The sequence below is a fragment of the Streptomyces sp. LZ34 genome, assembly GCF_053890475.1.
In genome coordinates this window covers 7,313,841-7,336,185 of sequence record NZ_CM132680.1, presented here as the reverse complement: position 1 = coordinate 7,336,185, position 22,345 = coordinate 7,313,841, and the positions used below count along the sequence as shown (strand labels likewise).

Annotated in this window: 16 protein-coding genes and 1 riboswitch; of the genes, 8 read left to right on the top strand and 8 right to left on the bottom strand. The window is 73.6% G+C overall.

Going from position 1 to position 22,345, the window contains the following annotated elements; all coding sequences use genetic code 11:
• Positions 1–56: 56 nt before the first annotated feature.
• From ACWY4P_RS30405 to ACWY4P_RS30390, 4 genes are all read right to left on the bottom strand, one after another.
• Positions 57–881: a hypothetical protein gene (locus ACWY4P_RS30405; protein ID WP_456203637.1), complete on the bottom strand. Its 825-nt coding sequence runs from the start codon at positions 879–881 to the stop codon at positions 57–59.
• Between the two features lie 164 nt (positions 882–1,045).
• Positions 1,046–2,290 carry a VWA domain-containing protein gene (locus tag ACWY4P_RS30400; protein WP_456203636.1) on the bottom strand — a complete coding sequence of 415 codons (1,245 nt, stop codon included), beginning with the start codon at positions 2,288–2,290 and terminating at the stop codon, positions 1,046–1,048.
• Positions 2,287–5,082, bottom strand: a complete 2,796-nt coding sequence (locus ACWY4P_RS30395) for a DUF5682 family protein (RefSeq protein ID WP_456213110.1) — start codon at positions 5,080–5,082, stop codon at positions 2,287–2,289. The genes ACWY4P_RS30400 and ACWY4P_RS30395 overlap by 4 nt, the downstream gene beginning before the upstream one ends.
• Positions 5,083–5,153: 71 nt before the next feature.
• Positions 5,154–6,224 (bottom strand): ATP-binding protein, encoded by a 1,071-nt coding sequence (locus tag ACWY4P_RS30390; RefSeq protein WP_456213109.1) that lies wholly within the window; start codon positions 6,222–6,224, stop codon positions 5,154–5,156.
• Positions 6,225–6,520: 296 nt separating this feature from the next.
• On the opposite strand from ACWY4P_RS30390, the gene ACWY4P_RS30385 reads away from it, so the two are divergent.
• Together ACWY4P_RS30385 and ACWY4P_RS30380 are read left to right on the top strand one after the other, a co-directional pair.
• Complete coding sequence (locus ACWY4P_RS30385) at positions 6,521–7,978, top strand: SWIM zinc finger family protein (protein WP_456203635.1); 1,458 nt, start codon at positions 6,521–6,523, stop codon at positions 7,976–7,978.
• Entirely contained in the window at positions 7,975–9,840 is a 1,866-nt protein-coding gene (locus ACWY4P_RS30380) for a DUF5691 domain-containing protein (RefSeq protein ID WP_456203634.1), read from the top strand. The genes ACWY4P_RS30385 and ACWY4P_RS30380 overlap by 4 nt, the downstream gene beginning before the upstream one ends.
• A 59-nt stretch (positions 9,841–9,899) precedes the next feature.
• Here ACWY4P_RS30380 and ACWY4P_RS30375 read toward each other — a convergent pair whose 3' ends face one another.
• On the bottom strand, positions 9,900–10,310 hold the full coding sequence (locus tag ACWY4P_RS30375) for a cobalamin B12-binding domain-containing protein (protein WP_450483437.1): 411 nt from the start codon (positions 10,308–10,310) through the stop codon (positions 9,900–9,902).
• A 399-nt stretch (positions 10,311–10,709) separates the two neighbouring features.
• Here ACWY4P_RS30375 and ACWY4P_RS30370 point away from each other — a divergent pair, with 399 nt between their 5' ends.
• Together ACWY4P_RS30370 and ACWY4P_RS30365 are read left to right on the top strand one after the other, a co-directional pair.
• Entirely contained in the window at positions 10,710–11,495 is a 786-nt protein-coding gene (locus ACWY4P_RS30370) for a lipase family alpha/beta hydrolase (RefSeq protein ID WP_456203633.1), read from the top strand.
• Between the two features lie 184 nt (positions 11,496–11,679).
• A complete protein-coding gene (locus ACWY4P_RS30365; RefSeq protein WP_456203632.1) occupies positions 11,680–13,365 on the top strand; it encodes a peptidoglycan DD-metalloendopeptidase family protein in 1,686 nt (561 codons plus the stop codon).
• A gap of 100 nt (positions 13,366–13,465) precedes the next feature.
• Here the strand turns inward: ACWY4P_RS30365 and pcrA are convergent, their stop codons facing one another.
• Positions 13,466–15,964 (bottom strand): DNA helicase PcrA, encoded by a 2,499-nt coding sequence (gene pcrA / locus ACWY4P_RS30360; protein WP_456203631.1) that lies wholly within the window; start codon positions 15,962–15,964, stop codon positions 13,466–13,468.
• A gap of 156 nt (positions 15,965–16,120) precedes the next feature.
• Positions 16,121–16,299: riboswitch (cyclic di-AMP (ydaO/yuaA leader) on the top strand.
• 8 nt (positions 16,300–16,307) lie between these two features.
• On the opposite strand from pcrA, the gene ACWY4P_RS30355 reads away from it, so the two are divergent.
• Positions 16,308–17,495 carry an NlpC/P60 family protein gene (locus ACWY4P_RS30355; protein ID WP_456203629.1) on the top strand — a complete coding sequence of 396 codons (1,188 nt, stop codon included), beginning with the start codon at positions 16,308–16,310 and terminating at the stop codon, positions 17,493–17,495.
• A 58-nt stretch (positions 17,496–17,553) separates the two neighbouring features.
• Here ACWY4P_RS30355 and ACWY4P_RS30350 read toward each other — a convergent pair whose 3' ends face one another.
• Positions 17,554–18,201: a L,D-transpeptidase gene (locus ACWY4P_RS30350; RefSeq protein ID WP_456213108.1), complete on the bottom strand. Its 648-nt coding sequence runs from the start codon at positions 18,199–18,201 to the stop codon at positions 17,554–17,556.
• Between the two features lie 158 nt (positions 18,202–18,359).
• On the bottom strand, positions 18,360–18,713 hold the full coding sequence (locus ACWY4P_RS30345; protein ID WP_456203628.1) for a hypothetical protein: 354 nt from the start codon (positions 18,711–18,713) through the stop codon (positions 18,360–18,362).
• Between the two features lie 296 nt (positions 18,714–19,009).
• On the opposite strand from ACWY4P_RS30345, the gene ACWY4P_RS30340 reads away from it, so the two are divergent.
• The 3 genes from ACWY4P_RS30340 to ACWY4P_RS30330 all read left to right on the top strand — a co-directional run bounded on the left by ACWY4P_RS30340 (position 19,010) and on the right by ACWY4P_RS30330 (position 22,333).
• Positions 19,010–20,068 (top strand): NlpC/P60 family protein, encoded by a 1,059-nt coding sequence (locus tag ACWY4P_RS30340; protein WP_456203626.1) that lies wholly within the window; start codon positions 19,010–19,012, stop codon positions 20,066–20,068.
• A 185-nt stretch (positions 20,069–20,253) separates the two neighbouring features.
• Positions 20,254–21,162 carry a hypothetical protein gene (locus tag ACWY4P_RS30335; RefSeq protein ID WP_456203625.1) on the top strand — a complete coding sequence of 303 codons (909 nt, stop codon included), beginning with the start codon at positions 20,254–20,256 and terminating at the stop codon, positions 21,160–21,162.
• 139 nt (positions 21,163–21,301) lie between these two features.
• Positions 21,302–22,333 (top strand): homoserine dehydrogenase, encoded by a 1,032-nt coding sequence (locus ACWY4P_RS30330; protein ID WP_456203624.1) that lies wholly within the window; start codon positions 21,302–21,304, stop codon positions 22,331–22,333.
• The last annotated feature ends 12 nt before the right edge of the window (positions 22,334–22,345 follow it).

The following is a 22,345-nucleotide window of genomic DNA, read 5'->3' as shown; positions in this document are numbered from 1 at the left end:
GCAGACCTGACCCGCCCCCGCGCGGCAGGTCTAAACAGACGGAGTGTTGGTCTGCCCTAGCCGGGGAATTCGAGGACTTCGTTGAATCGCTCACGCGTCGGCGCGGAGCTCTCCGCGCGGACGGCGCCGGGCCGCAGCCAGTGGCTCGCCGGGCCGCCCGGCACGAGGGCGGCATGGGTGTCCCCGTTACGGGGGGCGCCGCTGTCGCCGGTGCACTGGGAGACGGTCCCCACCGGGGAACCGGAGAAGGGGAAGGGAAGCGGCGCCGGAACGCCGTCACCCTGAGCCGGGCCGTGCGCCGCCCGGACGACCGGGGTCCGGTCGTGGTCGGCGACGGTGCGCGGCGCGGTCACGGCCGACCACGAGGCCGTGGGCCCCATGGCGGAAGTGGCGTGCGTGACCGGGTGCTCCGGGGCCTTGCCGCCCTTGGCCCGGTGGCCGTCGGACGGGCGCTGAGCAGGCACGGAACCGCTCGGACCGGTGTCGTCGTCCGCCCCGCCGAGCACGTCGGAGGGCAGGTGGACGGGCAGGGACTGGCCCGCCTGGTCCAGCAGGTCGGTGACCGGCTCGGTGAGGTCCCGGGTCTGCTTCTCGACCGGCCGTACGGCCTCCCGTACGGCGTCGTCGGTGACCAGGGCTGTGTCGTCGGTAACCTCGGCGGCGTCCTTCGTGTGCCGTGCCGCGGTGTCATCGGCGCTGCCCGGGTCGAGCAGCCCTGAGGCGGTCGACGAGTCGGCCGCCCCGCCCGCGTCCGTACGCTCCGCGGCGTGCGCGCTGCCCCCGAAGAGGAACGCGAGCGCCAGGAAACCCCCGAGGAACAGCGCCGCCAGCAGCGCCCGCCGCGCGGCCGCGGTGCGCGGCAGGCGCACTGCGACAGGCATGGCGGACACAGCAGACAAGAGAGGGGCCTTCCCAGACGTACGGGCATACGGGCATACGGAGCAGGGCGAAGCAGAGTTGGATCGACCAATCGGAAGGTCAGATTCACTTCCGTGGCGACGGGTTGATCCTTGCACGACGGGCGGGGGGCGGCGCAACCCCCCGGTTACTGATACAGCTCCTTGTCCGGTATGGGCAGTTGGCGCTTTTCGATCGCCGCGGCCATGACGTCGGGGAAGAGATCGGGGGTGCACGCGAAGGCGGGCGCGCCGAGCGCGGCGAGCGCCGCGGCGTGCTCGCGGTCGTAGGAGGGCGCGCCCTCGTCGGACAGCGCGAGCAGCGCGACGAACTGCACGCCGGACGCCTTCATCGCCGCGACCCGGCCCAGCATCTCGTCGCGTATGCCGCCCTCGTACAGATCGCTGATCAGGACGACCACGGTGTCGGCGGGGCGGGTGATCTGCGACTGGCAGTAGGCAAGCGCGCGGTTGATGTCCGTGCCGCCGCCGAGCTGGGTGCCGAAGAGCACGTCCACCGGGTCGTCCAGTTCCTCCGTCAGGTCCACGACGGCGGTGTCGAAGACGACGAGCCGGGTGGCGAGGGAGCGCATCGAGGCCAGTACGGCGCCGAACACGGAGGCGTAGACGACGGACGCGGCCATCGACCCCGACTGGTCGATGCACAGGATGACGTCCTTCTTCACCCCGCGCGCCGCGCGCCCGTATCCGATGAGCCGCTCGGGGACGACGGTCCGGTGCTCGGGGAGGTAGTTCTTCAGGTTCGCGCGGATGGTGCGGTCCCAGTCGATGTCGCGGTGGCGCGGACGGCTGGTCCGGGCGGTGCGGTCGAGGGCGCCGGTGAGGGTGGCGCGGGTGCGGGTGGCCAGCCGCTTCTCCAGGTCCTCCACGACCTTGCGGACGACGGCGCGGGCGGTGGTCTTGGTCGTCTCCGGCATCGCCTTGTTGAGCGAGAGCAGGGTCCCGACGAGGTGGACGTCCGCCTCCACGGCCTCCAGCATCTCGGGCTCGAGGAGCAGGGCGGACAGGCCGAGCCGATCGATGGCGTCGCGCTGCATGACCTGGACCACGGAGGTGGGGAAATATCTGCGGATGTCGCCGAGCCAGCGGGCCACTTGGGGTGCGGAGCCGCCGAGCCCGGCCGAACGCGGGCCGCCCCCCGGGGAGCCGCCGCGGGCGGTGGCCGCCGCGCCGCCGCCGGGGCCCGTCCCGCCGCCCGCGCCGTAGAGCGCTTCGAGCGTGCGGTCCATCGCGGCGTCCTGCCCGCTCAGCGCGCACCCGGTCCCGTCGCCGCCCTGCCCGCCGAGCACCAGCCGCCAGCGGCGCAGCCGCTCGTCCGTCCCGGCCGCGGCGGGCGCGGGCGGTGTGGCTTCCCCGGTCGTCTCCCCGGTCATTCGGCCACCTCCGACGCGTGGTTGTCGTGGTTGTCGTGGTTGTCGTGACTGTTGTGGTTGTCGTCGAACCCCAGGAGGAGGCGGACCATCGGCAGGGTGGCCGCCGCGCGCTCCTCGTCCAGGCTGAGGCCGAACCCGGGCACGGGTGGGCCGCCGACCGGGCGCGGGCCGTCGGCCGCAGCCGGTCCGCGGCGGACCAGCTCGCCGAGCGTGCGGCGCACCCCGGCGTCGTACGCCGCGAACGTGCGCCGCAGCAGCGGCAGTACGTCCGTGAACGCCTCCGCCGGGATGCCGGTGAGCCAGCTGTCGAGCAGGCCGAGCAGCCGTTCGTCGTGGACCAGGAGCATTCCGCCGCCCGCGCCGCCACCCACGAACCCCTCGATCCAGGACGCCGCTTCGGCCGGTGCGGTGCCGGGCGAGAGCACCAGGCCCATCAGCCGCGCCGCCTCGCCCTCGGCCAGCCGGCCGTCGTCCAGGAGCAGACGCGCGGCCCGGCCGCGGATCAGCCCTGAGACGCCGTCACGTCCGGCGAGCGCGCGCAGCACGGCGAGCCAGCGGGCCCGCAGCCCGACGGCGGTCCGACCGCCCGCGCCGCCCGGACCGCCCCCGCTCCCCCCGCCGACCGGACCGTCCGGGCCGCTTGGGCCGTCCGGGCCGCTTGGGCCGTCCGGGCCCGCATCGCCGCGCTCCGCGCCGCCAGAGCCGCCTTTGCCACTTGCGCTGCCCCTGTCATGCGCACTGTCCGGGCCACCCCCATCGCCCGGGTCGCCCCCGCCACCCGCACTCTCCGGGCCGCCCCCGCCGACCGCGCCGCTCGGACCGTCCCGGCCCGCTTCGCCGTGCTCCGCGCCACCCGCCCGGATCTCGGCCAGCAGGCCGATGGCCTGGTGCACGGCCTCCAGATGGCCGCGCATCTCGGCGGCGCCGTCCGTGTCGAGGCCGAAGCAGGCGGGCGGCAGCCCGACCAGGACGCGCTCGGCCAGCCCCACGGCGACCTCGGCCAAGGCGGCGGTGTCCGTGCCGCGCACGTCCCCGTAGCGCACCGACCGGACGAGCGCGGGCAGGGCCTGGGCGAGATGCCCGACGTCCGCGTCGAGCGCGGCCCGGTCGGCGAGCGCGCGCATCACGACCGGCAGCGCGTCCGGGAGCCCGGCGAGCAGACAGCGCTCGGCCAGGTCCGTGACCTCGCCGAGAGCGGTGGCGTCCACCGCCTTGGCCTCCGCCCTCGTCGTGGCGGCCGACAGCACGGTGGTGCCCCACACCCCGGCCTCGGCGACCCGCACCGACAGCTCCGGCTCCCAGCGCAGCCGCCAGGTCTCCCGGAAGGTGCCGGTGCTGCCGCGCGAGGCGGCCGGGGTCCCCCAGTCGACGCCGAGCAGCCGCAGCCGGTGCAGCAGGCGGCTGCGCGCGGCGTCGGTCTCCTTGCGCAGGTCCAGCTCCAGCTCGCGCTCGAGCGCCTCCGGCTTGAGCCGCAGCGAACGCTGCGTGCGCGCCAGATCCCGCTGGAGCGGAGTGGCGGGTGCCGACTCGGGCACCTCCCCCAGGACGTCCCCGACGACCAGCCGGTCGTGGACGAACGCGAGCGGCACATCGGAGCCCTCGCACATCACCGCCCGCGCCGCGTCCATGGTCTCGGCGAGCCCGGCCAGCGGCCGGCCGCGCACGGCGGCGAGGGTCTCGGCGAGCCGTACGGCCTCGATGACATGCGCGGACGAGACGGCGAAGTCCTCGGCGCGCAGCAGCCCGGCGACCTTGGTCAACCAGCGCTCCAGCGGGCGGTCCGCGGCGTGGAAGAGATGGCTGTACCAGCCGGGGGAGGTGATCCCCGCGCCGTAGCCGCTGTGCCGGGCCAGCCGACGGTGTGTCCACGGCACCCAGCTGAGCTCGACCTTGACCTTCGGCAGCCCCTTGAGCAGCCCGCGGTCGGCCGTCACGGTCGTCCGCTCGGCCAGCGCCGGGACGTGCCAGGCCCCGCACACGACGGTGACCCGGTCCCCGAACTCCCGCCGGGCCTCGCGCAGCCGCAGCCGCATCTGCGCCTCACGCGCGGCGTCGTGCTCATGCCCGCCGTGGCCGTACTCGGCGCGGAGAACGGCCATGGCTTCGCCGAGCGCGGCGAACGACGCGACGGCCCCGGTCCCACCCCCCGTCCCGAGTGCCCCGCCTGCCCCGCCCGCCTCGTCGGCCGGCCCCGCACCCCCCGCCGCGCCCGGGCCGATGCCGCGGTGCTCGACGACGTCCTCCCACCAGCGCTCCGGCTCGTCGTATCCGGCGGCCTCCGCGAGCACCGCGAGCGGATCCACCCGCAGCCGTCCGGCCGGATCCTCCTCCGAGACCTCGTCACCGGCGGCCCGGCCCTCACCACGCACGCCGGCCGGGTCGGCGATGGGCTCCGCTCCGGCCACGCGGGCCGTTCCGCCCGGGTCGCCCTGGCCGGCCGCGCCCTCCGGCTCGGCCTCTCCCTCCGTACCCGTGCGGGCGGCCATGGCCAGGGAGTTCGTCGCCGGGAGGTCGATGAACCGTACGGGGACGCCGCGGGACAGGGCCCACTGGATGGCCACCCATTCCGGCGAGAACTCGGCCAGCGGCCAGAACGCGGCCTGCCCCGGGTCGCCCACCGCGTGGGCGAGCAGGGCCACGGGGGGCCGCATGCCCTCCTCCGCGGCGAAGCCGACGAGCGCGTCCGCCTCCGGTGGTCCCTCGATGAGCACGGCGTCGGGCTCGCACGCGTCGAGCGCCGCCCGTACGGCCCGCGCGGAGCCCGGGCCGTGGTGCCGTACGCCCAAAAGCAGCGGCCACGGGGGCTCCGCCGCGTCCGGCCGGGGCCCGGGCGGGGGCGCCGCGCGGCCCGGGGCGGCGGTGCTCACGCGCTCACCTCGCGGCACGCGCGGTAGAAGTCCTTCCAGCCGTCGCGCTCGCGGACCACCGTCTCCAGATACTCCTGCCAGATGACCCGGTCCGCCGCCGGGTCGCGGACGACCGCGCCCAGGATGCCCGCGGCCACGTCGCCCGCCCGCAGGACGCCGTCGCCGAAGTGCGCGGCGAGAGCGAGTCCGCCGGTGACCACGGAGATCGCCTCGGCCGTCGACAGCGTGCCCGACGGCGACTTGAGCTTGGTGCGCCCGTCTTCCGTCGTCCCGCCCCGCAGCTCGCGGAAGACCGTGACCACCCGCCGGATCTCGGCCACGCCCTCGGGAGCCGGGGGCAGGTCCAGCGAGCGGCCGAGCTGGGCCACGCGGCGGGCCACGATGTCGACCTCCTCCTCCGCGGTCGCGGGCAGCGGCAGCACGACCGTGTTGAACCGGCGGCGCAGGGCGCTGGAGAGCTCGTTGACCCCCCGGTCCCGGTCGTTGGCCGTGGCGATCAGGTTGAAGCCGCGGACCGCCTGGACCTCCTCGCCCAGCTCCGGGATCGGCAGGGTCTTCTCCGAGAGGACGGTGATCAGCGTGTCCTGGACGTCGGCCGGGATACGGGTCAGCTCCTCCACGCGCGCCGTCATGCCCTCGGCCATCGCCCGCATCACCGGGCTCGGCACGAGCGCCTCGCGGCTGGGGCCGTGTGCGAGGAGCCGGGCGTAGTTCCAGCCGTAACGGATGGCTTCCTCGGGCGTGCCCGCGGTGCCCTGGACGAGCAGCGTCGAATCACCGCTGACCGCCGCCGCCAGATGCTCGGAGACCCAGGTCTTGGCCGTGCCGGGCACACCCAGCAGGAGCAGCGCGCGGTCGGTGGCGAGGGTCGTGACGGCGACCTCGACAATGCGGCGGGGGCCCACGTACTTGGGCGTGATCACGGTGCCGTCCGGCAGCGTGCCGCCGAGCAGATAGGTCGCGACGGCCCACGGCGACAGCCGCCAGCGAGCGGGCCGCGGGCGGTCGTCGGCCGCGGCGAGCGCCTTCAGCTCGTCGGCGAAGGCGTCCTCGGCGTGCGGGCGCAGGGCCTCGCCCCCGGCGGCCCCCGCCGTGCCGTCGGCGGCTCCGGCCGCTTGGGCTGCTTGGGCCGCTTGGGCCGCTTGGGTGGTTTTGGCAGCGTCGGCGGCGTCGTTGCCGCCGCGGACCTCGGCGGTCTCGTCTCCGCTGGGCACAGGCACGGTCACAGCTCCCCCACGACTCGTCTCTCCGTCCGTTTCCGGACCCGTCGACCACCCTGCACCACACCACTGACAACCAGCCCGCTCGTCAACGAACCCGCAGGTCACGGCCGTTGTCAGTGGGCACCCGTACCGTCGAGGACATGAATGCGCAGGGGGAACGCTGGACGGCGGAGCAGGTGCTGGCCCTGGCTCCTGACGCCGCCTCACGCAAGGCGGGCGGCAAGCTCGCCACGCCCGGCCCGTGGTCGGGCGCGGGGGCGCAGGGCCGGGGCGTGTGGGGGCTGTGCGCGGGCAGCGGCAGCAAGCCGTATCAGACCGTGGTCGATCTGGACGGGCCGGGCTATCGCTGTAGCTGCCCGAGCCGGAAGTTCCCGTGCAAGCACGCGCTCGGCCTGCTGCTCCTGTGGGCGGGCGGCGGAAGCGTTCCGGAGGCCGAGGGGCCGCCCGAGTGGGCCGGGGAGTGGCTGAGCGGGCGGCGTGAGCGCGCCGGGCGCGAGGCGTCCGCGGCCGTCGCCGGAGCCGCCCACGGAGCTGACGAGGCCGCAGGGGAGCGGAAGGGGTCGGGCGGCGTCGCCGATCCGGAGGCGGCCAGGCGGCGGGCCGAGCGGCGCGCCCAGCGCATCGCCGCGGGCGCCACCGAACTGGAGCAGCGCCTGGCGGATCTGCTCCGCGACGGCCTGGCCGGCGCCGACCACGCCGGTTATGCGACGTGGGACGAGACGGCCGCGCGCATGGTGGACGCGCAGGCGCCCGGCCTGGAGGCGCGGGTGCGGGAGCTGGGCGCCATCCCGTCCTCCGGGCCGGGCTGGCCCGCGCGCCTGCTGGAGGAGTGCGCCCTGCTCCACCTGTTGACCCAGGGCTTCTTGCGCCTGGACCGGCTCCCGGAGGCGCTGGCCACCACGACCCGCTCGCGTGTCGGCCTCACCACGACCACGGCCGAGCTGCTGGCCTCCGGCACCGCCGTCCGGGACCGCTGGCTCGTCCTCGGCCTGCAGGACAGTGCCGACGGCAGGCTGACGACGCGCCGGGTCTGGCTGCGCGGCCAGGACACGGGGCGGATGGCCCTGCTGCTCTCCTTCGGCGCGGCCGGGCACTCCCCCGAACTGGCCCTGCCGACCGGCATCGTGCTGGACGCCGACCTCACGTACCACCCGGCCGGGCGCCCGCTGCGCGCCGTGCTCGGCACCCGCCACCCGGACCCGCCACCGTCCCCCGTGCCATCCCTCGCGCCGTCGCCCGCAGTGCCGCCGGGGAGTGACATCGCCTCGGCCCTGGCCGCCTACGGGGACGCGCTGCGCGAGGACCCTTGGCTGGACGCCTGGCCGGTCGTCCTCGCGGGGGTGACCCCGATCCCGGGCGGCGAGGAAGGCTGGCAGCTGGCGGACACCCGGACCGGCTCCGCCCTGCCGATCGACCCGCGGTGCGCGGGGCGTACGGACCTGTGGCAGCTGGCCGCGGTCTCGGGCGGCGGCCCCGTCACGGTCTTCGGCGAGTGCGGCCACCGCGGCTTCGCCCCGATCACCACCTGGGATCCGGCCCCCGTCCCGCTCCAGAGCCCGTCCGGCACCGGATCGACACCGCATGGAGGCATGCCGTGAGCACCACCGCGCCCTGGGACGACCTGGTCGCCGCCGCCCTGCTCGGCACCGAGCGCCGCACCCCGCCCGTCACCCCGCGCCCCGGACAGGACGCGCCCGCCGCCCTGCTGGACGCCGCCGCGCTCAGCACCGTGCGGCGGCGGGCCGGGCTGCGGCCCGCCGCCGCACGGCCGGCCCCCTCCCCCGCACCCGAGGACCCGCGCCCGCCACTGCCACCGGCCGCCCGCAACCGGCTGGCCATGCTGCTCGCCGGCCGCTCGGCCCCCGGCGGCGGCCGGCGCTCCGCGCCCGACCTCGCCGAGTTGCTCCCGCAGTGGCTCACCATGGCCAACCAGTACGGCTACCGCACGCCTGAAGCCCTCCTCCCCGCCCTGTTGGACGCGGCCCGCGCGCGCACCGATCTGCGCCCGGAGACGCTCACGCTCGGCGGGCCGCGGGCCCTGTGGCTGGCCCGGCTGAACCCGGAGTGGAGGTTCGCGCTGCGTGGCGGCGGGGCCGGGCGCGCGGCGGCACCGGCAGAAACCACAGCGGCAGGGGCGGCATCGGCAGGGGCAGCAGAAGCGGCGGAAGCGGTCGGAGCGCCCGGGTCCCAGGGTGCCGCCGCGGCCACGGGCCCCGCCGCCACGGCCGGAACCACCGCTGAGGCGGCCGCTGAAACAGCCGCGGCCGACGGCCCCGCCGCGCCCGGCCCGGCCGCGCCCGGCGGCCTGGCCACTCCCGGCGGTCCGGCCGTGCCCGCCGAGATACAGCGCCAGTGGGAGGAGGGCCTGTTCGCCGAGCGAGTCTCGCTGCTGGCGGCGGTGCGCCACCGCGACCCGGAGCTCGGCCTCGCGCTGCTCGGCGGCACGTGGTCCATGGAGCGCGCCGAAGACCGGCTGATGTTCCTGGACTCGCTCCGCGACGAGCTCTCCCCCTCCGACGAGCCGTTCCTGGAGCAGGCCCTGGCCGACCGCAGCCGGAACGTCCGGGCCACGGCCGCCGAGCTGCTGTCCGCCCTCCCCGGCTCCGCGCTGGCCTTCCGTATGGCCGAGCGGTCCCGCGCCTGCGTCTCGCTCACCGCCGGGGCCACCGCCGAGGTCATCGCCGTCGAGGCGCCGACCCAGTGCGACGGCGGCATGCAGCGCGACGGCGTCGTGGCCAAGCCCCCCTCGGGGCGCGGCGAGCGCGCGTGGTGGCTGGGCCAGTTGGTGGAGGCGACCCCGCTGGAGCGCTGGAGCGAGTGGTTCGGCGGGCGTGGCGCGGCCGAGATCGTGGCGCTGCCGGTCGCCGACGGCTGGCAGGCGGACCTTCAGGCGGCGTGGTGCCGGGCGGCCGTCCGGCAGCGAAACGTGGAGTGGTCCCGCGCCCTGCTCGGCGCCCCGGCCGCGCCGCCCGCCTCCGCGCCCGTTGCCTCGCCTGTCGCCTCGCCCGCGCCGCCCGGCGCCGCGTCCTGGCGCGACCCGGCGAAGCTGCTGTCCGCCCTGCCGCCGGCCGAACGGGCCGAGTGGGTCGCGGACTTCATCGCGGCCCACGGGCTGTCCGACGCCTTCCGGCTGCTGGGGGTGTGCGCGGTGCCGTGGGCCGAGCCGTTGGGCCGGGCGGTCGTGGACGCGCTCGACATCGCCCGTGACGCGGGCAGCTACCCATGGAGCTTCAGCGGCGTCATGGGGCTGGCCGAGCGCTGCCTGGACCCGGACCAGGCCGACCGGCTGGAAGTGCTCACCGCGATATCGGACGAGCCGACGGACGGCTCGCCCGGTGCCGGGGGCTACTGGTCGGAGGCGTTCCAGCGCCTGGTGGGCACGCTCCGGCTGCGCGCCGCGATGCGCCGCGAACTCGAACCCCCCGCCACAGTCCCGACCCGCCCGGCGCCAACCCCGTAGCCGCCGTAGTCGCTGACCGCGTCACTCCCCGCCGCTCCCCGCCGCGGTCGGTCGCGGGATTACGCGGCCACCGGCCGTACGTTCGCCCTGACCCACTCCACGATCGAGGTGGTCGTGGCCCCCGGAGTGAAGATCTCGGCCACCCCCTGCTCCTTCAGCAGCGGGATGTCCGCCTCGGGGATGATGCCGCCGCCGAAGACCTTGATGTCCTCCGCGTCGCGCTCCCGCAGCAGCTCGAGCACCTTCGCGAAGAGCGTCATATGCGCACCGGAGAGGATGGACAGCCCGATCGCGTCGGCGTCCTCCTGGATCGCGGTGTCGACGATCTGCTCGGGCGTCTGGTGGAGGCCGGTGTAGATGACCTCCATGCCCGCGTCCCGCAACGCCCGCGCGATGACCTTCGCCCCTCGGTCGTGACCGTCGAGCCCAGGCTTGGCCACCACCACACGAATCGGACCGGTCACACCCATCGCAGCCTCCATGTCGTCATCCCACCCCGCGGCGCGTCGCGCGGATCTCGCCGGCCGCCGTCGCGGGACGTGGACGTGAACGAACGTTATCTACAGCATCCCGCAGGCTGCAGTTTCACGGCGCGCGGCGAGGGGGAAATCACACGTGGGACACATTCACCTCGGCCGCACCCACCCTCCGCCTCGACCGCCGCGTGGCGGTTTCACGCATCGGGCCGGCCATCAGGGGAGCCGCAGCGGGGACCGTCGCACCGCGCAGCGCCGTCAGCACGAGCCGCCTGGCGCCGCGGTGCGACGGAGCGGTTGCACCGCCACGACCACGACACCCGCCGCCGGCTGCCCGCGAGGGCACACGGGGAGAGCGCCGCCTCCCGTGCGCCGTTCAGGAGGTCGGCCGTCATGGGCCTCACCCGCATCCGCGCTACCGTCCTCGACCTGGCGATCCTCGCCGGGCACCTCCTCCTCTATCCGACCGGCCTGCTCCAGGAGCGCCCGCCCGCCCCGCCGCCGCCCGGCGCCGCGGCCCGGCTGCCCACCGACGGCCGGGCCCACCGCCCGGTCCTTCTGCTGCACGGCTTCATCGACAACCGCTCCGTGTTCGTCCTGCTGCGCCGCTCCCTGCGCCGACATGGCCGGCAGCATGTGGTGGCGCTCAACTACTCCCCGCTGACCTGCGACATCCGCACCGCCGCCGCGCTGCTCGACGGCCATGTGCAGGAGATCTGCGCGCGCACCGGCCACAGCCGGGTGGATGTCGTGGGGCACAGCCTGGGCGGTCTGATCGCCCGTTACTACGTGCAGCGGCTGGGCGGGGACGCATCTGTGCATACGCTGGTCACCCTCGGCACCCCGCATTCCGGCACCCGCACCGCGCCCTTGCTGTCCGCGCATCCGCTGGTACGCCAGATGTGCCCGGATTCCGATCTGATCGAGGAATTGCGGCTCCCCGCCCCCGATTGCCGCACCCGGTTCATCAGCTTCTGGAGCGATGTGGATCAGCTGATGATTCCTGCGGAGACGGCCCGTATCGACCATCCCGATCTACGGGCGCGCAGCGTCCGCGTCAGCGGAATGGGGCATCTCGCCCTCCCGGTGCACCATGTGATCGCCGCCGAAGTCCGCGCGGCGCTGGACGCCGCCGAAGGGGCACCGGCGGACGCTTCCGACGCCGCTTCGGTTGCGTGATGGGGCCGGAAGTTGCCGAACAGTAATCGAACACCCGGCCAAATTACGACAGCCAGTCAGCCGAAAGGCGGCCAAATGCCCGTTCCGGCATTACTCAAAACCTGATGAAGATTGTCGCCGTCCCGAACCGGCGGGTACAGTCGCCGCTAATTCTCCTGCTGCCGAGGCGAAAGAGAAGTTGGTGGTGAACGACCGTCACCCGTCGGGGATCACAACCTCGACCGTCCCCGCTCCTGACGCCTCATATCAGTACTACGAGGCCTACGACCAGCAGGGCGCAGCGCACGGCTATGCCGGGTACGACGGCTATTCCACCGGCAACTTCGACAGCCTCGCCGCCGCATATGGCGACGGCGACCCCCTCTTCGGCTCCCTTCCCGGCAGCCACGACGGCGGCTATGGGACCGGGCATGACGGATCCGGATCCGCCGGCGGGCAGTACGACGCCACGCAGTGGGGCGCCGCGAACAGCGGCTACGACTCCGGCGGCTACGACTCCGGGACCTATGACACCACCGCGATGTGGGCCGGTTCCGGCTTTCCGCTGGCGGGCGCCATCCCGGCCCAGCAGGATTCGGACACCGGCGGCCAGTGGGACGCCTCCGCCTGGGACACCACCGGCCACCACGATCTGACGGCGGCCCAGTGGGACGCCACGGGGCAGTACGACACGTCGGGGGTCGACACCGGCCAGACCCAGTGCTGGGACATGAGCGCGTACGCGACCGTCGACGAGTCGCAGTACGACCAGGCCGGATATGACCAGAGTGGGTACGACCGAGGCGGATACGGCCAGAACGACCACGGCCACACCGCCCACGGCCACACCGACCACGGCCAGAGCGAGTACCGCGAGTACCGCGAGGACGGGTACGAGCACGGCGGATATCAGCAGTCCGCCGAGCAGCCGTACGCCGTCCCCGAGACGGAGCCGGAACCCGGGGCGGGGGCCGTGCACGAGGCCGAGACCCAGGCCGCCCTCATGGCCCTGGATCTCGACTCGCCCGAGGCCGACACCGCCGACGCCACCGACCCCGCTCACCCGGAAGGCGGCACGACCGCCGACTCCGAGGCCGCCGGGCCCGAGGCGGCATCGGTTCCCTCTCCCCGCCGGGACGGCGGCCGCAGCCGCCGCCGCGCCCCCTCGGCCCGCCCCAAACGCTCGGCGCTCCTCACCGTCGCCGTCCCGTCCGTCTGCGCGCTGGGCGTCACCGCCGTGGCCGCCGCCTCCGTCGCCAACATCGGCGACGACACGAAGGACGCCAAGACCACCCAGGCCGCCCCGGACGCCCCGCCGGTCAAGGCCTCGGTCGCCAACAGCAAGCTGGACACCCAGCTCGCCGCGGGCCTCGAGGACGCCGACGACTTCCGGGACCGCGCCAGCCGCACCCAGGAGCGGATCGACCTGAAGGCGCGCCAGGCCGCCGAGCGGCAGCGCAAGATCCAGGAGGCCGCCCGCAAGGAGGCGCTGCGGCCGAAGTTCGCGCTTCCCGTCGCGCAGCACGGGCTGAGCGCCACGTTCGGCCAGGCGGGTATCAACTGGATGTCCGTGCACACCGGCATCGACTTCCCGGTCAGCTACGGCACGCCGGTCATGGCCGCGACCGACGGCACCGTGCGCACCCAATGGAACGACGCCTACGGCAACATGGTCATATTGACCAGCCCGGATGGCACCGAGACCTGGTACTGCCACCTGAGCAGCACCAAGATCCGGGCCGGCTCGGTCAAGGCCGGGGACGTCATCGCGTACTCCGGGAACTCGGGCAACTCCACCGGGCCGCATCTGCACTTCGAGGTGCACCCCGGCGGCGGCTCGGCCATAGACCCGCTGCCGTGGCTGCGCACCCACGGGCTCGACCCGACCTAGGACCATCAGCGGTGGGCTGAGGCCCTCACCGCCCTGATCCACCACGCTGATCGGGTCGGCGGCGAGGCCGCCGACCGGCGGCGCAGCGCCCCCTACAGCTTCACAGCTTTTCCACCGGTGCGTACCGCAGCAGCAGCCGCTTCGGCTTCTCGTCGCCGAAGTCGATCGTCGCCTCCGCGTTGTCCCCGCTCCCCTTCACCGCGACGACGGTGCCGAGCCCGAACGTGTCATGGGTGACCCGGTCGCCGATGACCAGCGCGACCACCGGCCGCTCCTTGGCCCGGCGCGTGGCGAAGCCACCCGCCCCGGCCCCCGCCCTCGAACGCGACGAGGACAGCGAGGACGCGACCCCGGCGGCGGCCCCGACCGCACCCATCGACGCCGACGGGGTGGCGGGCCCGGTCCGCTGCCAGCGCACATACTGGTCCGGGATCTCTTCCAGGAAGCGGGACGGCGGGTTGTACGCGGGCTGGCCCCAGGCGCTGCGCATCGTCGACCGGGTCAGATACAGCCGCTCGCGCGCCCGCGTGATGCCGACGTACGCCAGCCGCCGCTCCTCCTCCAGCTCCTTGGTCTGACCGAGCGCGCGCATATGCGGGAAGACCCCGTCCTCCATGCCGCTGAGGAAGACCACCGGGAACTCGAGGCCCTTGGCGGTGTGCAGCGTCATCAGCGTGATGACCCCGGCGCCCTCGGTGTCGTCGTCCGGGATCTGGTCGGAGTCGGCGACGAGCGCGACCCGCTCCAGGAACTCCGCGAGCGTGCCCGGGTTCTCCTCGCCGCGCTCCTGCTCGTACTCCAGGGCGACGGCCGCCAGCTCCTGGAGGTTTTCGATACGGGTCTCGTCCTGGGGGTCCGTGGACGCCTGTAGCTCCGCCAGATAGCCCGTACGCTCCAGCACCGCCTCCAGCACGGTGGCCGGCCCCGCCCCCGACTCGGCGATCGTGCGCAACTCCTCCATCAGCACGTTGAACCGCTTCACCGCGTTGGCCGAGCGGGCCGCCATGCCATAGGCCTCGTCGACCCGGCGCAGCGCCTGCGGGAAGGTGGTCTTCTCGCGCAGCGCCAGCGCGTCGATCATCGCCTCGGCGCGCTCGCCGATGCCGCGCTTGGGCACATTCAGGATCCGGCGCAGCGGGACGGAGTCCTCCGGATTGGCCAGCACCCGCAGATACGCGAGGACGTCGCGGACCTCCTTGCGCTCGTAGAAGCGCACACCGCCGACGACCTTGTACGGCAGCCCGACCCGGATGAAGACCTCTTCGAAGACACGGGACTGGGCGTTGGTCCGGTAGAAGACGGCGACATCCCCGGACCTGGCGTCGCCCGCGTCCGTCAGCCGGTCGATCTCGTCGGCGACGAACTGCGCCTCGTCATGCTCGGTGTCGGCCACATAGCCGGTGATGGTCGCCCCGGCGCCGGCGTCGGTCCACAGGTTCTTCGGGCGCCGGTTCTCATTGCGCTCGATGACGGCGTTGGCCGCGCTGAGGATCGTCTGTGTGGAGCGGTAGTTCCGTTCCAGGAGGATGGTCGTGGCGTTCGGGTAGTCCTCCTCGAACTGGAGGATGTTGCGGATCGTGGCGCCCCGGAAGGCGTAGATCGACTGGTCGGCGTCGCCCACCACGCACAGCTCGGCGACCCCGAGCCCCTCGCCGTCGCCCTCGCCGTGATCGCCGTCGGCGGCGGCCACCGGGCCCGTCCCCACCAGCTCGCGCACCAGCGTGTACTGCGCGTGGTTGGTGTCCTGGTACTCGTCGACCAGGACGTGCCGGAAGCGGCGGCGGTAGTGCTCGGCGACGTCGGGGAACGCCTGGAGCAGATTGACCGTCGTCATGATGATGTCGTCGAAGTCGAGGGCGTTGGCCTCGCGCAGCCGCGACTGGTACATCGCATACGCCTCGGCGAGCGTCTTCTCGAAGCCGTCCGAGGCCTGTCCGGCGAAGGTCTCCTCGTCGATGAGCTCGTTCTTCAGGTTGGAGATCTTGGCGCTGAAGGACTTGGGCGGATACCGCTTCGGATCGAGATCGAGGTCCCGGCACACCAGCGCCATCAGCCGCTTGGAGTCGGCCGCGTCGTAGATCGAGAAGGAGGACGTGAAGCCGAGCTTCTTGGACTCCCGGCGCAGGATGCGCACGCAGGCGCTGTGGAAGGTCGACACCCACATGGCCTTCGCGCGCGGGCCGACCAGCTCCTCGACCCGCTCCTTCATCTCGCCCGCGGCCTTGTTGGTGAAGGTGATGGCGAGGATCTGGCCGGGGTGCACCTGGCGCGCGCCGAGCAGATACGCGATGCGGTGGGTGAGCACCCGGGTCTTGCCGGACCCGGCGCCCGCGACGATCAGCAGCGGCGAGCCGGTGTGCACCACGGCGGCCCGCTGCTGCTCGTTCAGCCCCTCCAGCAGCGCGGCCGGGTCCGCCGCGGGCCGCGCCGCGCCGTCGCGGTAGTACGCGTCCCTGGGGACGGGCGCGTCGAACGCCCCGTCGAAGAGGTCGTGCGGGACGTCCTCACCGGCGGACCGGCCGTCGTCCTCGGGCGGCGGAGGCTGCTCGTCCGAGGGCCCGAGGTCCGCCAGGAAGCTGTCGTCAAAGAGGCTGCTCATCGCTCACCGAGTCTAGGGCGCCGCACTGACAGCGTACGTACGGATGTCACGAAACGGTTTCGGGGCAAATCGAACACCAGCCTTCACACGAGCCCCACACGCCCGCTACCGTCCTGCGACAGGCGGTCCGGAACCCGTCGGCGACCGCGTCGACACGGGCTGTCTCCGCCGAGTCCGGCCCCGCCGTAAGAGGCAGCCGGAGCCGGGGACCCAGAGGCACCACTGGGGTGAATCGGTCCACGCGGCGACGCCAGCCGTCCGCCGCACGGCCCGTAGGGCAGCCTTCCGACGCCCGAACCCGACAGCTAACCCGGTAGGCGGTCCACGGAAGGAGTCGCCTCCCTTGGCGTCGCACCGCAAGCCGCGGACCCGAATACTGGACTCGGCCACCGGCCGCCGCACCGCCGTCGGGGTCACCACGGCCGCCCTCGCCTCCGTCACCCTCCTCTCCCAGACGGCGAGCGCCGAGCCCGGCAAGCCCAAGCCGACGGTCGAAGAGGTCAAGAAGAAGGTCGACACGCTCTACCACCAGGCCGAATCCGCGACCCAGAGCTACAACGCCGCCAAGGAGCACACGGGCGAGCAGCGCGCCAAGGTCGACCGGCTGCTGGACAGCGTCGCCAAGCGCACCGAGAAGCTGAACGAGGCACGGCGCAAGCTGGGCAGCTATGCGGCGGCCCAGTACCGCAACGGCGGCATGGCCTCCAGCGCCGCGACCCTGCTGTTCGCCTCCGACCCGCAGGACATCTTCGACCAGTCCCATCTGATGGACCGGCTGACCGGCGAGCAGAAGAAGACCGTCGACGACTTCCTGTCGCAGCAGGCCAAGGCCGCCAAGGAGCGTACGAAGGCGGGCGAGAGCCTGGCCTCGCTGACCCGGTCGCAGCAGCAGCTGAAGACCAAGAAGAAGACCGTCCAGGACAAGCTCACCCAGGCCCGTCAGCTGCTGTCGAAGCTGACCGCCGAGGAGAAGGCGCGGCTGGCGGCGATCGAGAAGAAGAAGGAAGCGGAGGCCCGGCGCAAGGCGGCGGAGCTGGCGCAGAAGCAGCGGGAGGAGGCGGCGAAGCGGCAGCAGGAGCAGCGGGAGCAGAACCAGGAGAGCGGCTCCGACTCGTCGGGGTCTTCCGGGTCCTCGGGGTCCTCTGGGTCTTCTGGGTCCTCGGGCTCCTCCGGCTCGTACGCCACCAAGGCCGACAAGGCCATCGCCTTCGCACGGTCACAGCTCGGCAAGCCGTACGTCTGGGGCGCGACCGGCCCCAACTCCTACGACTGCTCGGGGCTCACCCAGGCCGCCTGGAAGGCCGCCGGGGTCTCACTGCCGCGCACCACCTGGGACCAGGTGAAGGTCGGCACGCGCGTATCGACCTCCGACCTCGAGCCGGGCGATCTCGTCTTCTTCTATGACGACATCAGCCATGTCGGCCTCTATATAGGCGACGGAATGATGATCCACGCCCCGAAGCCGGGCGATGTGGTCAAGAAGGCGCCGATCACCGAGATGCCGATCTACGGGAGCATCCGCCCGGCGTAGCGGCTCGCAGCCTCCCCGGGGTCCCGAGGGGCTCTCCGGGACCCCGGGAGGCGGCGGCTCAGGTGCCGGGCTTGCGGCCGTAGACGTACACGTCGTCGCCGTTGCGCAGCAGGCTCCAGTACTTCTTGGCGTCGGCCTTGCGCATGTTGACGCAGCCGTGGGAGCCGGGCGGCGACCACACGCTCCCCGCGATGGAGTGGAAGGCCTGGCCGCCGTCGAAGAACTGGCTGTACGGCATCGCGACGTCGTAGATCGTCGACCAGTGGTCGATGTGCCGCCAGTAGATCTTCTTCAGCCCGCCCCGGGTCTCATACCGGTCGCGGCCGCTGCGCACCGGCACCGGGCCGTACTTCAGCCGCGAGCCGTCCTGGATCCAGCTCAGCTGGCGGGTGAGGTCCACGCAGGCGATGCGGCCCTTGTTGGTGGGGCACTTTCTCGCCTTGTTCGGGTTGCGCCCGGCCGCCTTCTGCGAATTGATCACCTTCATCACGCCCCAGGTGACCGGCCCGGCGTAGCCGATGGTGGGGCTGATCCCATGGTTGACCTGGAACTTCTGGATCGCCAGACAGTCCGTCCGCGACTGCCGCCCGTCCACCGGGCGGCCCAGGAACTTCTCCACCTGTTTCTGGTACGGCCCGACGCTCGTCGTGCACGACGAGGCGGCCTGCGCCGGGGTGCCGAGCGCGACCGCCAGCGGCACCACCATCCCCGCCACCCCCAAGGCCACGCCCGTCCGGCGGCCCCATCCCGCAAATACCCCCACTGCCCGCTCCCTTCGGCTGCCTTGCCCGGTAAGACAGACAGTGGGGCCGGGAGGTTGTGCGGAACCTGACGGTCACTCGCGGGTTCGTACGCGTGCGCGTATCAGGTCCACAGGACGGCGATGAAGATGTTGGCCGTGGCCAGCAGCCCGACCGTGCCGAGCGCCGCCGACTCGACCTTCTCCTCGTCGCGCTTCACATAGACCAGCCCCAGGATCACGATCAGCAGCGCCAGCTTCACACCGATCTTGATGTTGTTGACGCTGTTGTCGTCGGCCTGGTTGAGCCCTACCAGCGCGGCACCGGTCACCAGCATGGTCAGCGCGCCGTGCAGCATCCCCGGGGTCATCCGCCCCTCGCCCGCGCGCATCGGCTTCAGCTGCGCCAGGAAGCCGCCGAGCAGCGCGGCGATGCCGACGATGTGCAGCCCGACGAAAACATTGATGAGGACGTCCATGGTTGGCGAGCGTAGCCCTGCCCATAGCAGCCCCCGGCAACCGGGTGGGCCACGATCGCCGTTTCGATCACGGCTGCCCCGCGAGTCATCGGCGGCCGTGCGCCAGGCGGTCGGTTACGGGCATCAGGGCACCGAATCCGTCCACTCCCGTTCATCGCACCGCCCGCCCGCGCCCGCCCGCCTAGCTTCCTCCCCCAGGTGGCAGTCCGCTTCCCGTTAACCGAGGGTCCCCGCCTCATGGGCGGGCTGCCACCTGCCTGACACAACGCGAAGGAAAGGGAAGGTGACCCGCCGCCGTGGCGTCGCACAGGAAGCCCAAGCAGCGCTCGCTCACGGGCGGCACCGCCTGGACCGCCGCCGTCGCCCTCGCGGGGGCCGCCGCCACCGCCATGAGCGGCACCGGCCACGCCGAGACCCGCCCCACCCCCGCCCAGGTGAAAGCGAAGGTGGACCAGTACCAGCGGGAGGCCGAGGAGGCCAACGAGAAGTACAACGGCGCGAAGGAGAAGGCGGGCGAGGCCCGCCAGGCGCTCGACAAGCTGCGCGACGAGGCGGCCCGCAAAACCGCGCGGCTGAACGCCTCGCGCAACGCGCTGGGCGCCTTCGCCGCCGCCCAGTACCGCTCCGGCACCGTCGCGCCCACCCTCCAGCTCGCGCTGTCGTCCTCCCCCGAGCAGTATCTGCGGCGGGCCTCGCTCGCCGACCGCGCGGGCAGCCGCCAGGCCGCCGCCGTCGCGGGCCTCGCCCGCCAGGCCCGGAAGTTACGCCAGGTGCGCGGCGAGGCGCAGGACCGGCTCGGCCAACTGCGCGGCGCTCAGGCGGCGCTCGCCCGCCACAAGGGCGTCGCCCGCAAGAAGCTCGCCGCCGCCGAGGCCCTCCTGGACCGGCTGACCGACGAGCAGCGCCGCCGCTACGAGGCCCAGGAGGCCCAGAAGGCCCAGGAGTCCCGGGAGGCTCAGGGCACCCGGGCCGGCTCCGCGCCGTACGCCACGTCGTACGCCGCGTCGGGCCGTGCGGCCCGCGCCGTCTCGTACGCGTACGGGGCGCTCGGCAAGCCGTACGTCTGGGGCGCGACCGGCCCGCAGGGCTACGACTGCTCGGGGCTGACCCAGGCCGCCTGGCGGGCCGCCGGGGTGGCCCTGCCGCGCACCACCTACACCCAGATCAACGCGGGCCGCCGGGTCTCGCGCACCGAGCTCGCCCCGGGCGACCTGATCTTCTTCTACTCGGGCGTCAGCCATGTCGGCCTCTACATCGGCGGCGGCCGCATGATCCATGCCCCGCGCCCCGGCGCGCCCGTCCGCGTGGCGCCGATCGACCAGATGCCGTTCGCGGGCGCGACCCGCCCCGCGTAGCGGCGGCCGGGGTTCCGTGTCACGGAACTGTCCGCTCCGTCACCGTCGTGTGGGGCTTGTCCGCATCACGTCGGGGGTGTGTCCCTGATACGTCATGGGCCCGGCCGATCCGACCGCGGGTACGTGCTGAGGGGTGATCGCACCCGGGTGGTTCGGGGGCGAATGACCTACAGGAGAAGATCCTCATGTTCGGTAAGCGTTCCGCCGCATTCGCCGCCCTCGCCACGACCGGTGTGCTGCTGCTCTCCGCCTGCGGGGACGGCGACGACTCGTCGCAGGGTTCAAAGGCGTCGAAGCAGCCCTCGGCGGCCTCGGGCGCCATGGACCTCTCGTTCCGGAGCGGCACCGCCGAGCAGGGCGGCGCGGCCCCGAAGACCGGCGACTGGGCGGGCGCCGGCACTCCCAAGGCCCGCACGTGGGTCCAGCTCTCCGCGGGCCGGGCCGGGGCGCTGAACCCGGTCGTGGTCAACGGCGCCGGCTTCACCCTCTACCGCTTCGACAAGGACACCGCCATGCCGTCCAGGTCCAACTGCGAGGGGGCCTGCGCGACCACCTGGCCGCCGGTCCTCATCGCCCCCGGCGGCAAGATCTTCGTGGACGGGGTCAAGCCGTCCGCGATCGGTGTGATCAAGCGCGCCGACGGCACCCGCCAGGTCACCATCAACGGCTGGCCGGTCTACCGCTTCAGCAAGGACACCAAGCCCGGAGACACCAAGGGCCAGGGCGTGGGCGGCACCTGGTTCGGTGTGACGCCCGACGGCCGAAAGGCCGGTCAACCCCAGAACGACCCCGCCGACCCCGCCGACCCCGCTCCGAGCGGCTCCGCTCCGAACGGCGGCGGGGCGGCCAAGGCCACCAGCGTCGTCCTGTTCGACGACGCCGGGTTCGCCGACAACGGCGCGCAGGGCCTGGCCGGTCCGGGCTGCCAGAACGTGGCGCGCGACGACATCGCCTCCTCCCTGTCGGCCGACGGCTCGCTGAAGATCTGGTCCGGGCCCGACTGCACGGGCAGGTCCAAGGTCGTGACCGGCGATGTCGCCGACCTGGCCGCCATCGGCTTCGACAACGACATCTCCTCGGTCCGCTTCGGCTGACCGACGGACCCGACCGGCAGACCGGTGGATGGGCGGGCGTACCGTGCCACGAGAAGTGTTCGGCTCGCGGCACACCGTCCAAGAGGCCCGGCCGACCCCGACGGCCGTATCCAGCCAGGTGCGAAAGAGAGCTGAATCCGTGTCGGAGCACACCGCCACCCGGGCCTCCGTCGTGCTGTCGGGCTACGGCCCGGTCGGCCGGGCCTACGTCGACCACCTCGCCGCGCAGGGCGAGGCCCTCGCGGACCGCCACGGGGTGCGGCTGCGCCTCGCGGCCGTACGGACCGGCTCGGCCGCGTACCTGCCGCCGGCCGACGGTACGGACACCTGGGCGCCCCCGCCGCCCCGGCCCGGGTGGGGCCCACTGCCGTCACTGGCCGAGACGCTGGACCGTACGGGGGCCGGCGTGCTGGTCCAGTGCCTGCCCTCCTCCCCCGAGGTGCGCGACCAGGCGGCCACCGAGGCGCTGCTCGCCCTGCGCCGCGGCGTGCACGTGGTCACCGCCACCAAGAGCCATCTGCTCAGCCACTGGCGGGAACTGGCCCGGGCCGCGGCGGAGGGCGGCAGCCTGATCAGGATCTCGGGCGCCACCGGCGCCGCCCTGCCCGCCGGCGACCTGGCCAGGGCCGGTGTGCGCGGCCTGGGCTGCCGCTCGGTCCGCGCCTGCCCGAACGGCACCGCCACCTTCGTGCTCGACCGCCTCGCGGCCGGCGACTCCCTGGCCGCCGCGGTCGCCGAGGCGCGGCGGCGCGGCATCGCCGAAGCCGATCCAAGCGCCGACCTGTCCGGCTCCGACGCCGCCACGAAGGCGCGGCTGCTGGCGGCCCTGCTGTGGGGCTGGGACGCCTCGGCGGTCCGTACCGAGACCGAGGCGGTGGACGACGGCACGGCGCGGGCCGCGCGGGAGGCCGCCGCCTCGGGCCACCGCCTGCGTGCGGTCGCGAGCGCGAGCGCCGACGAACCGCTGCTGGTCCGGGTCCGCCTGGAACGGACCGCGCCCGGCGACCCGCTGTACGCGCTCACCGGGCCGGAGAAGGCCGTGGTCTACGGCTGTCCGGACGCGGGCGACATCACGGTGAGCGGCGGGCGCTCCAGCCCACTCGGCGCGGCACTCGCCATGGTCAAGGACACGTTGGACGTGGCCGCGCCGCGCCGCTTCGGCTTCGCGTGACAGCGTTCAGGG